The following is an 11,817-nucleotide window of genomic DNA, read 5'->3' as shown; positions in this document are numbered from 1 at the left end:
ATGTTATTGCTTTATAAGTCGCGATGTATACGTCTTATTATCAGATGTAACTCTCAACAAATATACGCCAGCTTTTAGAGAAGATAAATTTATTTTTTTATTGGAAATGCTAAAATTTTCTGTTTTAAGGATTTCTTTTCCTAAAATAGAAAAAATACTAACCGAAACAGGTAATTGTGTGCTGTTATCAATGGTTATTTTATCGCTTGCAGGGTTTGGATATACTTTAACCAAGGCCTCTAATTCGATATCGTTAATGCTTAGTAGGTTGCAATTTAAATTTGAAAATGAGGTAAAACTACCAAAGTCCCAAAAAGCATTAAATTCTAGGCAATAAAAGAATACTTTATCATAATCTCTGATGTCTTGCCCATTTGGGATGGCTACAGTAAACGATTTAGCGCCATTGGCAGGAATTGCTGGAGTACACCCTGTACATCCCACAAGTCCGAATTCAATATTAATTAAACTGGTTACAGGTGTGCTTTGCAGAGCCGAATCAGATAAGCCGTTCGAATTAATTAAATATGCTCTAATATCTGGACCACTGGCTGTCATGAAATTAGACCCTAAATCTAATGTTACGGTATTATTGGCGTTATAAGTTACCGTTACGTCTCCAGTAACCTCGTAGGAACCAACCGTGTTATTTCCAAAATTTGTAGCAGTAGTAGAGCACTGCGAATATGATATCTGGTAGGCGGAAAATAGAATTAAAACAAGTAAAATATTTTTCATAGAAGTCTTTTGAAACGAATATTTAATCATAGTCGCTTAAAATCTTGAAAAATTTCAGAAGAAACTAAAAAGGTTCGTTGTTTAATTGCTCTATTTTGTGTTGTAAGTCCGCATTGTTCTGATAAAACTTTGATTTTATTAAATCTTCAAAGGTGTCTATGTCGTTAAGAGTTTCTAGGGTTTTATAAGTTATTTTGTTGTTTTCTAGTTCTTTAAGTGTTTCTTGAAGTAGATTAGATTGGCTCCAAGGTTTGTTATCGAAAACCAACTCATGCATGTTGTTCATGCCTACGAGGTAATATCCGCCATCTTCTGCAGGACCGAAAACCGTATCGGTTTCATTCAATGCTGTAAAGCCGTTTTGAATATGTTTTGTTTGAATATCGGGCAAATCTGAACCGATTAAAATAACTCGCTCATAGCCATCATTAAATCCGTCCAAAAAAGCATTTTTCATGCGCTCTCCTAAATCTACTCCTTGCTGTACGGTTTTGTATTGTCCAGGCCATTTGGTTTCAACCACTGCTTCAGAAAAATAGATACGCTTGTCGGTGTTTAGTTGTTCTAAAGCCTTTTCGGTGATTTTAACCAATTCGCTATAAACCTCAAAAGCTCCTTGGTTTCCTATGGTTTTTGCAAGGCGGGTTTTTACCTTGCCCAGTTTGATGTTTTTCACAAAAACAATAACGAGTTCTTTATTCATAAACTTTCACACCCTTTTCCAGCCACTTACTCCAATCTTTGTTGAAGGTATGTACACTGTCGGTTTCTTTTTCTTTTAAATTATATACTTTTTGGTCGTTGTCTTTCCATTGAAAAATACCACCGTAAAGATTAAAAACGTTTTTGTAACCCGCTTTTTTGAGCTTTTCTGCAATATCTTCCGATCGAATACCCAAAGAACAGTACACTACAATTTTGGAATCTTTATTTGGGATTTTTTGTGTAGTAGAGTCTAAACTAAAGAAATCATACCCAACAGGAATGGCATCTTTTAAATGACTAGTTGCATATTCTTTTGGTTCACGAGCATCTAAGAGAATGACATCTTCTGGATATGATTTCAAATCCTTTACATAAATATAAGGAATTTCTTCCGTATTATGTTTCTCAAGTAGTTTTTCTAACTTTTTTTGGGAAAAACCAAAAGCAGCACTTAGTAAACAAATAAATAGAAATATATTTCGCATAGGCATAAATTAAGCTACGGTGCCTTGACAACTACTCCCGGCACCAGCGGTACAGCCATAACAGTGTTGAGAAATTACAATATTCCTGCCTTCAAGTAGTTCTTCGTTATATTCAGAAATATGTTTTGCTTTACTGTTAACGGGCAACTCTAGCATTTGATTAAAATCGCAGTCGTATAAATAGCCTTCCCAACTTACGGAAAGCGTATTGGTGCACATAACGTTGGCTACAGCTGAAGGGTTATAAGCCTCTACTAGGGCGTACATGTAATCTTCGTAGTTTTCTGAAGCGATTAAATAATCTAAAAACCTACTTATTGGAAGGTTTGTTATTGCGAATAAATTGTGGAACTGAATTCCAAAATCTTCAAGTAATGCTTTTTTGAAGTCTTTTTCCATAGAAGCTTGGTCACCCGGTAGAAAAGCACCTGAGGGATTATAAACCAAATCGAGTCTTAAATTACTATCTGGCATACCGTAGCCAACAGCGTTTAACATGTTAAGCGCTTCTATCGATGCGTTAAAAACACCATCACCACGTTGTTTGTCAGTTTTGCCACGGGTCCAATGTGGCATAGAACTTACCACATGTACGTTGTGTTTTTTGAAAAACTCTGGTAAATCATAATATTTTTTATTGGCTCGTATAATCGTGAGGTTAGACCTAACAATAAAGTCTTTAATACCTGCTTTGGAAGCCTCTTCAACAAACCATCTGAAATTAGGATTCATTTCTGGTGCGCCACCTGTTAAGTCTAAAGTATGAGCGCCTGTATTTTTAATGACCTCTAAACATTGTTGCATGGTTTCTTTGGTCATGATTTCTTTTCGGTCGGGGCCTGCATCTACATGGCAATGCTCACAAACCTGATTGCACATGTATCCTACATTGATTTGTAGAACCTCAAGTTTTTTTGCTTTCAAAGGGAATTGGTTGCTTTCGGCAATTTTATCTTTAAAGGTTGGTAATTCCCCGTTTTGGAAAATACCATTAGATAAAATTTCTAATTGCCTTTTGCTGTTTGCTAATTGGCTTTCTCTTTTATGAAGCGATTGTGTTTTTACTTTTGTCATAGTACTCTTTAAAAATACCTTTTTTATTTGTTGTTCATTTTGCCTTGATGCAAAACGAACCAAAAAATCAAATCAATCTGAGGAAATTCCTTCGGAACATTCGCTTTCGGAATTTCGTGCTTAAAGCTTCGCTTTGCATCTTCATTCCTTCGCTCATTATTTCTGCAGATTGATGCTTCCGACTGCGTCGGAATTTGGGACTTGACTTTCTATTGTTTACTTTTTTTCACCCAACTTATATTTTGTCTTTCAAAGTATGAGTAGGGTTCCTCCCCTTAGGGGAGGTTAGGAGGGGCTTCTCTACCCATCTAATTTATTCACTTTATTCATCATTTGTACGCCGTGAACCAAGGTAGCACCGCTTTTAATGGCGGCTCCCACGTGTATGGCCTCCATCATTTCTTCTTTGGTTACGCCGCGTTGTAAGCCATCTTTGGTGTAGGCGTCTATACAATAAGGGCATTGTTCTGTATGAGCAACAGCCAAAGCTATTAAAGATTTTTCTCTTGCTGTTAGGGCGCCTTCTTCAAAAACTTTTCCGTAGTAATCAAAGAATTTGTTTCCTAGTTCCTCACTCCATTCTGTGATTTTACCAAATTTCCTTAAGTCGGCTGGGTCGTAATATGTCTTGCTCATTGTTTATATTTTAGTCTAAAATATGAAAATCTAAGGTTTTAAGTCGGCTATAAGTAGCTTTCTTAACAGAAGTTTTTAAGTTTTTTCATAGGATTTAGCTAGTAGGCAATTGTTTTAGAGTAGAACTGCTTTTAGCAGGTAAGAGCGGGAGTGATTGTAGAGGATAGCTTTTGTAAAACTTTTACCTATGGTTTTACAAAACTAGTAACGGAAAGCACGGTTTTTATTTTTCTTAAAAACCCGCCCAAATAGAATGTGGGAATTTGTATATTCCGATTTCTAAATTTACCTAAAGCATGATTGAAAATAGGGAGTTGGAATTAGCGTGGCAGTTTGTGAATCATACCAACCGTTCCATTTTTTTAACAGGGAAGGCTGGGACTGGTAAGACTACTTTTTTGCACCGTTTGAAGATGCACAGCTTAAAGCGTTTGGTGGTGGTGGCACCTACGGGCGTGGCCGCTATTAATGCGAAGGGTGTGACGATTCATTCTTTTTTTCAGATGCCTTTTGGACCTATTTTACCGGATACGGATCTGAATGCTGGTAAAAGTTTTAACCGAAAGTTTAGCAAGACCAAGATTAATATTATCAAGTCTATGGATCTTTTGGTGATTGATGAGATTAGTATGGTACGTGCCGATTTGCTGGATGGGATTGATAGAACGCTGCGCCGTTTTAGGAATAGGAATAAAGTGTTTGGCGGCGTTCAGGTTTTGATGATTGGGGATTTACAACAGCTCTCCCCCGTAATTAAGGAACAGGAATGGGATTTATTGCGCCATGTGTATAAAAACGGGTTCTTTTTTAGTAGTCAAGCGTTTGCGCAATGTAACGCTATTACCATTGAACTTAAACATATTTACCGGCAGGAAAACCCGAAGTTTATTGATATTCTGAATGCCATTAGGAATAATGCGCTTACGGATGCCGTAGCCAATGAATTGAACAAACGATTTATTCCCGATTTTACGCCAGAACCTGATGAAGGCTATATTTCATTAACTACACATAATAATAAGGCGGAAGCGACCAATAATGCCGAGTTGGCAAAGTTGAAAACTAAGTCCAAAACTTATAATGCTGAGGTGGATGGTAAATTTCCGGAGTATGCGTATCCCAATAAGGAACGTTTAGAACTGAAAGTAGGGGCACAGGTGATGTTTGTTAAAAATGATAGTAGCCCAGAGAAACGTTATTTTAATGGGAAAATAGGCAAGGTCATTCATTTAGACCCTGATGAGGTAGTAGTGCATTGCCCTGACGACGATTTTAATATTAACGTGACACCCGAAATTTGGGAAAACATAAATTATTCGGTAGATCCAGATACCAAAGCGATTACCGAAGAAAAAATAGGGTCTTATACTCAAATTCCGTTGCGATTGGCTTGGAGTATTACCATACATAAAAGTCAGGGGTTGACTTTTGAAAAAGCCATTATTGATGCAGGTGGGGCTTTTGCTCACGGACAAACTTATGTGGCCTTGAGTAGATGTAAATCGTTGGAAGGTTTGGTGCTGAAAAGTAAAATCCAATCCAATCAGATTATTAGCGATGCCAATGTGCTTGATTTTAATGAACGAGCCGAAGAGAACGCACCCGATGAAGCGGTGCTGAAAGATTCACAAAAAGGCTTTCAGTTGGATTTGATTGCCGAAATATTTGAGTTTTATGAGTTTTTATATCCTGTAAACCGTATTCTGGATATCTACTATAAAAACAGAACGGTTATTGAGGGTCCCGTTGAAACCACTTTTGTGCCCATAAAAGACTGTGTGGCTAATTTTTTAAAGGTGGCTAACGGATTTAATACTCAGTTAAAACAGCTTTCTGAAGACGATATATTGGCAGAAGACAGTGAAGTAATTCAAGAGCGTTTTAATAAGGCTGTAGGGTATTATAGAACCGAAACGGAAACCAAAATTTTAGAACCTTTAAAAACCTTTGCCTTTACTACGGATAATCAGGCTGTAGGTTCTGAAATTACCAAACACTTGGATGCTTTTGAGGATTTGCTCACCATAAAAATGACTTATTTTAAAGGTTCGACGGATGGTTTTAAAGCGAAACAATTTTTAGAATTACGAGCGAAGGCTGTTTTCTCGGGTAAAGATAAACCTAAGAAACAACGAAAAGCGGTTATTGATGGAACAGCCAATGTAGAATTATTTGAAAAGCTACGAATTTTAAGAAACGATTTGGCAGCGGAGAAAGGTTTGGTGCATTTCCAGATTTTTACACAGAAGTCCTTATACGAGATGTGTGAAACCATACCGACCACAACCAAGGAATTGTTAACGGTAAATGGTATGGGGAAAACTCGAGTAGAAAAGTATGGTGCTGCTATTTTAAAAGTAATTAGAGCCTATTGCGAAGAACACGATATTGAAATGGCAGCCGATGAAGGCTTTTTTAAGGAGGCAGAATCCAAAACCAAACGTAAGAAAGGCGATACCAAAAAAGAGTCGTTGGCCTTATTTCAGTCGGGGAAGACTATCCAAGAAATTGCCGATGCTCGAGAACTGAATGAAAATACCATTTTTGGACACCTAGCCAGTTTTATTTCTAACGGTGAAGTAGCGATTACGGATTTAATTTCTGAATCCCACTACGAAGAACTCAAAACCTTAATCCCAGAAAAAACTTTTGAAAACCTATCGGATTTAAAACATCAGTTGGATGAAAAATATAGTTATGGGGAGTTGCGATTGGTTTTGGATGAATTGAATAATAGCTAACGCAACCCTGAATTTATTTCAGGGTCTATTTTTTCTTTTTGATAACTATCTTATAATGACATTAAACGAGTTCAGAATAACAAAGCATAGCAAATAGTTATTCATTATAAAAGGGTGACGATGTTACAATCTTTTAGTACAAGTATCCTAACAAAAAAGATAAGTTAGATGTTTGCTAGTCTGTTTTTTATTTTAATGGCTTGTATGCTTTAAAGTAGGCTTTTAATTGGTTTGTTGGCTTAAAACTAACTTTATGAGATGCCGGAATCGCCATTCTCATTTCATAATTCACATCATCACATCCTAACTCCTTTAGCAAAGTGTCTAATAGCTTAACCTTACTTGTAGAATTAGCAACACTTATTTGGTACAAGGAATCTTTTTTCCACCCATACCTTACATATGCTCCAGTTACAAAAGAAAGTTTTTGTATTTCTGTGTTGAACTTTTCTGGTCTCAGATTGCCTTGGTAGATGGTGTCGTAATGTGTTTTTATAAAATTGGGTAAATCTGCAATGGTATCAAAATTTATCTTTTTAAAAGCCATATCCCCTGTAAAAGTACCCCTGCCAGAGGGTTCGTAAGTGTAAAATGATTCTATTCTTTTGCAGAGTGTTTTAGAGTGCAATTCAAATACGCGTTGTTTTGAAACCTTGTATTTAAGCGAACTCAATTTTAAGTCAGTATACTTGTTTTTAAACATCGAATCAATGGAGTTACAGAGTTTCTTTTCCGATTTATAGTATTTGTCAACCCGTTCTTCAATGTCTTTATATTTTTCACGCCCCATGTAATCTCTCAGTGTTCCAATTAAAAAATAGTCATTGTCAATTTTTGGTTTTTCATTTAGATTGTAAGACAGGGGAGTTAAAATTATCAGCAGAAGTATGATGTTTTTTACCATTTTGAGAAATGTTTTGCAGTTGTTTATTTAAAGGCAAAACTAGATTGGTTTCATTATTTCGAAAATCGAGATTGAGTGAACTGTTCTTTTCAATTAGTAAAAGTGATTTTGGAATTAAGTGTTTTTGTAAAAGAACCGGTCTTAATAAAAACAGTCAATTTATTAAACAGATTCTTACGCTCGTTCCTCGCTCAGAATGACGGAACGTGGTAAGTAGGTCGTCATTGTGAGGAGCGCAGAGACGTGACAATCTCTTAATTGAAGAACAGGCCTGAATAAAATTATCAATATTATTTAAAAGATTCTCACGCTCATACCTCTCAGAATGACGTCTAAGTCGCTAACCAAAATAAAACAACCAGCCATCAGACAAATCATTCCAATCTGGGTTCTCCTTTTCAATAAGGTTAATCTTTTTATAGCGTTTATATTTTTTAATCTGTTTTTCTCTTGTAATGGCACTTTCAATGGAGTCGAAAGTTTCAAAATAGACTAATTTTTCGCAATTATACTTGGTAGCAAAGCCTTTAAAAGCTTTTGATTTATGTTCGTACATACGCTTAACCAAATTGCTTGTGACACCTGTGTATAGAACCGTGTTGTTTTTGTTTGTTATGATGTACACGCTTGATTGGTTCATGATTGGAATTTAGGGATTTTTATTTAACAGATTCTTACGGTCGTTCCTCCCTCAGAATGACGCGATATACCAAATAAACCGTCATTGTGAGGAGAGCAGCGACGTGACAATCTTTTTGTTCAAGAACAGGCCTGAATAAATTGTCAATATTATTTAAAAGATTCTTACGCTCATACTTCGCTCAGAATGACGTTAATCTCTCAGAATACTCCTTGAGATTACAATCTTTTGAATTTCACTAGTACCCTCATAAATCTGGGTGATTTTGGCATCACGCATAAGGCGTTCTACATGGTATTCTTTCACAAACCCATTACCGCCATGAATTTGTACGGCTTCAACGGTGTGTTTCATAGCCACATCAGAAGCATATAGTTTAGCCATAGCACTAGAGCGGTCGTAGTTGTTTCCAATGTCCTTATCATTGGCTGCTTTCATTACCAATAGTCTGGCGGCTTCAATTTCTGTATACATATCGGCCAATTTAAAAGCAATGGCTTGGTGGTTGGAAATTTCGGTGCCAAAGGCCTTCCGTTCCTTACTGTATTTTAACGCCAATTCATAAGCGCCTTGAGCAATGCCCAAAGCTTGCGCAGCGATACCAATACGTCCGCCAGATAAGGTTTTCATCGCGAATCTAAACCCAGAACCATTCGGGCCAATTCTATTCTCTTTGGGCACCTTTACGTCGTTAAATTGTAGGGTGTGTGTATCACTACCACGAATGCCAAGTTTGTCTTCTTTTGGCCCAATATCAAAACCTTTCATGCCTTTTTCGACTATAAACGCATTAATGCCGTGCGAGCCTTTTTCCTTATCGGTTTGTGCTATCACCAGGTAAATATCGGCACGACCACCATTGGTAATCCAGTTTTTGGTGCCATTTAGTAGATAGTAGTCTCCTTTGTCAATCGCTGTAGTTCGTTGTGATGTGGCATCACTACCGGCTTCAGGTTCACTTAAACAGAAAGCGCCTATTTTTTCGCCACTTGCCAGAGGTGTTAAATATGTTTCTTTTTGAGCTTCGGTACCATAGGCTTCTAGTCCATAGCATACCAAGGAATTATTTACAGAAACAATTACAGATGCAGACGCATCTATTTTAGAAAGCTCTTCCATAATTAATACATAAGAAATAGTATCCATACCACTTCCACCATATTTTGGGTCTACCATAACGCCCATGAACCCTAATTCTCCCATTTTTTTAACTAATGAATCAGGAAATTCTTGTTTGTTGTCACGTTCTATAACTCCGGGTAATAATTCTGTTTTAGCAAATTCTCGGGCAGCATCCCTAATCATAATGTGTTCTTCAGAAAGCTTAAAATTCATAATTGATGCGTATTATTTGTTTAGTGGAATTACAACAAATATAAATATTTGTTGTAATATTTTTAATGGATATCTCTATTTTTGTGAATATGATAAAATCGACCTATAATGTTATTGGGCTAATGTCAGGGACTTCACTCGACGGTATAGACCTTGTTTATGCTACTTTTTCGTTTAAAGAAAAATGGAGTTTCAAAATTAATGATGTTGAAAATCAGTCCTATAATAAACATTGGAAACAGGATCTAGGTAACTTGGTAAACAACACGAAAGAAGAATTAAAGCACATTGATGAAGCTTATACGGCTTATTTAGCCAAGGTTATCAATGGTTTTATAAAAGATAACCACATAGTTGATATTGATGCGGTATGCTCCCATGGTCATACGGCATTGCATCAGCCGCATTTAAAACTAACCTATCAGATTGGGAATCTGCCAAAATTAGCAACCTTGTTAAATCAATTGGTAGTTTGTGATTTTAGAGTTCAAGATGTAGAATTGGGTGGTCAGGGAGCGCCTCTGGTGCCTATTGGAGATAAGTTGCTCTTTTCAGATTATGACTATTGTATCAACTTAGGGGGCTTCGCGAATATTTCAACCGAAATTGATAATGAGCGTATTGCATATGATATTTGTCCTGTAAATATAGTTTTAAACCATTACGTTAAGAGTATAGGGCTAGAGTATGATGATAAAGGTAGTTTATCCGCTTCGGGAGATGTAAATACCGTTTTATTAGAAGCGCTTAATGAATTGGCATTCTATAAAAAACCACCTCCCAAGTCTCTGGGTTTGGAATGGGTTCAAGAAAATATATTGCCTTTAATTGATAAACATGAAAGGAACCTACACAATATTCTCAGAACCTTTGTAGAGCACATTGTAATTCAGATAGCAAATAGTATTTCAGGAAAACCTCAAAGCTCTGTTTTGATTACAGGAGGAGGCGCTTACCATCTGTTTTTAATGGAGCGAATTAGAGAACTTTCAGGAAATGATATCATAGTACCTTCGAACGAAATTGTTGAATTTAAGGAAGCACTCATATTTGGTTTTTTGGGTGTTTTAAAACTTAGGGATGAAATTAACTGTTTACAAAGCGTCACAGGTGCCGCTAAGAGCCATAGTTCGGGTAAAGTTTATATGCCATAAAATTAATTTAAAATTAATATTTAAGACTTTTAGTTTTTTATATTTGTTACTCAGGTAATTCTAACATTTTTATAAAATGACTCAGCTATAGCTATTCTAGGACGATAAGTATTAGGAATAAGTGCATGAGTGCAAAGTTGAAAATCATTTTATGTAAAATTTAAAGATGTGAAAGAATTATTAAAACGATACGAGAATAAAGAACCAGAAATAGTTTTTCATTGGAAAGATTCCAAAACAGATGCAGAAGGATGGGTGGTGATAAACTCTTTAAGGGGCGGAGCTGCAGGTGGTGGTACACGAATGCGAAAGGGGTTAGATATGAATGAGGTGTTATCTTTGGCTAAAACAATGGAAATTAAATTTACCGTTTCTGGTCCTGCTATAGGAGGAGCCAAGTCTGGTATTAACTTCAATCCTCAAGATTCAAGAAAAAAAGGAGTTTTAAAGCGTTGGTATGCTGTTGTTTCCCCATTACTGAAAAGTTATTATGGAACTGGGGGCGATATGAACGTAAGTGAAACTAATGAGGTCATTCCAATAACAGAAGAATCAGGGGTTTGGCACCCTCAAGAGGGTGTTTTTAACGGGCATTTTAAACCTTCGGAAGCTGATAAAATCAATAGAATAGGACAATTAAGGCAAGGGGTTGTTAAAGTTATTGAAAACCCAAGCTACACACCAGACGTTTCCAGGAAGTATACTTTAGCCGATATGGCTACGGGATTCGGTGTCGCAGAATCTGTAAGACATTATTATTCAGTTTATGGTGGGCGTGTAAGTGGAAAAAGAGCTGTTGTTCAGGGGTTCGGAAATGTTGGTGCCGCCGCCGCATATTATTTATCCCAAATGGGAGTAAAAGTTGTTGGAATAATAGATTCTACAGGAGGCCTAATAAATGAAGCTGGTTTTTCTTTTGATGATATAAGTCATTTTTTTCTATCCAAAAAGGGTAATACATTAGCAGCTGAAAATAGAATTCCGTTTGAGGAGGCTAATGAGATGATATGGAAAATAAATGCTGAGATTTTCGCACCATGTGCGGCCTCACGTTTAATAACCCTAAATCAAATCAACACAATGATTGATAGTGGATTAGAAGTGATTTCTTGCGGGGCAAATGTGCCTTTTGCAGATAAGGAAATTTTCTTTGGTCCTATCATGGAACATACCGATGGGCGTGTTAGTCTCATTCCGGATTTTATTTCAAATTGTGGTATAGCAAGGGTATTTGCATATTTTATGGAACGTAAAGTGCAAATGACGGACGAAGCCATTTTTAACGATATATCAAAAACAATAAAAAAAGCAATTGAAAAAGTACATCGTGAAAACCAATCGAAAACAGGTTTGAGCGCTACAGCTTTCGAAATTGCATTAAATCAACTTATCTAAAACAAATTTC

11 protein-coding genes are annotated in these 11,817 nt (G+C 36.5%); 3 read left to right on the top strand and 8 right to left on the bottom strand.

The window, feature by feature from the left end:
• Positions 1 to 3: 3 nt before the first annotated feature.
• The 5 genes from M0214_RS03640 to M0214_RS03620 form a co-directional block, all read right to left on the bottom strand.
• A complete protein-coding gene (locus tag M0214_RS03640; protein ID WP_248724111.1) occupies positions 4 to 738 on the bottom strand; it encodes a DM13 domain-containing protein in 735 nt (244 codons plus the stop codon).
• Positions 739 to 802: 64 nt separating this feature from the next.
• Entirely contained in the window at positions 803 to 1,441 is a 639-nt protein-coding gene (locus tag M0214_RS03635; RefSeq protein ID WP_248724110.1) for a TIGR04282 family arsenosugar biosynthesis glycosyltransferase, read from the bottom strand.
• Positions 1,434 to 1,928 (bottom strand): rhodanese-like domain-containing protein, encoded by a 495-nt coding sequence (locus M0214_RS03630; RefSeq protein ID WP_248724109.1) that lies wholly within the window; start codon positions 1,926 to 1,928, stop codon positions 1,434 to 1,436. Before M0214_RS03630 ends, M0214_RS03635 begins: the two co-directional genes overlap by 8 nt.
• A gap of 9 nt (positions 1,929 to 1,937) precedes the next feature.
• Positions 1,938 to 3,002: an arsenosugar biosynthesis radical SAM (seleno)protein ArsS gene (arsS, locus tag M0214_RS03625; protein WP_248724108.1), complete on the bottom strand. Its 1,065-nt coding sequence runs from the start codon at positions 3,000 to 3,002 to the stop codon at positions 1,938 to 1,940.
• Positions 3,003 to 3,302: 300 nt separating this feature from the next.
• The gene (locus tag M0214_RS03620; RefSeq protein ID WP_248724107.1) at positions 3,303 to 3,638 is read right to left on the bottom strand and encodes an arsenosugar biosynthesis-associated peroxidase-like protein; all 336 of its coding nucleotides are present in this window, start codon (positions 3,636 to 3,638) and stop codon (positions 3,303 to 3,305) included.
• A 296-nt stretch (positions 3,639 to 3,934) separates the two neighbouring features.
• On the opposite strand from M0214_RS03620, the gene M0214_RS03615 reads away from it, so the two are divergent.
• Positions 3,935 to 6,379, top strand: coding sequence for a helix-turn-helix domain-containing protein (locus tag M0214_RS03615; RefSeq protein ID WP_248724106.1), 2,445 nt, complete (start codon positions 3,935 to 3,937; stop codon positions 6,377 to 6,379).
• 187 nt (positions 6,380 to 6,566) lie between these two features.
• Here M0214_RS03615 and M0214_RS03610 read toward each other — a convergent pair whose 3' ends face one another.
• The 3 genes from M0214_RS03610 to M0214_RS03600 form a co-directional block, all read right to left on the bottom strand.
• On the bottom strand, positions 6,567 to 7,283 hold the full coding sequence (locus M0214_RS03610) for a hypothetical protein (RefSeq protein WP_248724105.1): 717 nt from the start codon (positions 7,281 to 7,283) through the stop codon (positions 6,567 to 6,569).
• 340 nt (positions 7,284 to 7,623) lie between these two features.
• Positions 7,624 to 7,923, bottom strand: a complete 300-nt coding sequence (locus tag M0214_RS03605) for a GIY-YIG nuclease family protein (protein ID WP_248724104.1) — start codon at positions 7,921 to 7,923, stop codon at positions 7,624 to 7,626.
• Between the two features lie 192 nt (positions 7,924 to 8,115).
• Positions 8,116 to 9,258 carry an acyl-CoA dehydrogenase gene (locus M0214_RS03600; RefSeq protein WP_248724103.1) on the bottom strand — a complete coding sequence of 381 codons (1,143 nt, stop codon included), beginning with the start codon at positions 9,256 to 9,258 and terminating at the stop codon, positions 8,116 to 8,118.
• Between the two features lie 65 nt (positions 9,259 to 9,323).
• Between M0214_RS03600 and M0214_RS03595 the strand changes: the two genes are divergently transcribed.
• Both M0214_RS03595 and M0214_RS03590 read left to right on the top strand, forming a co-directional pair.
• A complete protein-coding gene (locus M0214_RS03595; protein ID WP_248724102.1) occupies positions 9,324 to 10,412 on the top strand; it encodes an anhydro-N-acetylmuramic acid kinase in 1,089 nt (362 codons plus the stop codon).
• A gap of 168 nt (positions 10,413 to 10,580) precedes the next feature.
• Positions 10,581 to 11,807, top strand: a complete 1,227-nt coding sequence (locus M0214_RS03590) for a Glu/Leu/Phe/Val dehydrogenase dimerization domain-containing protein (RefSeq protein ID WP_248724101.1) — start codon at positions 10,581 to 10,583, stop codon at positions 11,805 to 11,807.
• The last annotated feature ends 10 nt before the right edge of the window (positions 11,808 to 11,817 follow it).

This window comes from Seonamhaeicola sp. ML3 (assembly GCF_023273855.1).
In the GTDB taxonomy this organism is placed as follows: domain Bacteria; phylum Bacteroidota; class Bacteroidia; order Flavobacteriales; family Flavobacteriaceae; genus Seonamhaeicola.
Note: the sequence above shows the minus strand (reverse complement) of the source record. Positions and strands in the feature narration are given on the sequence as shown.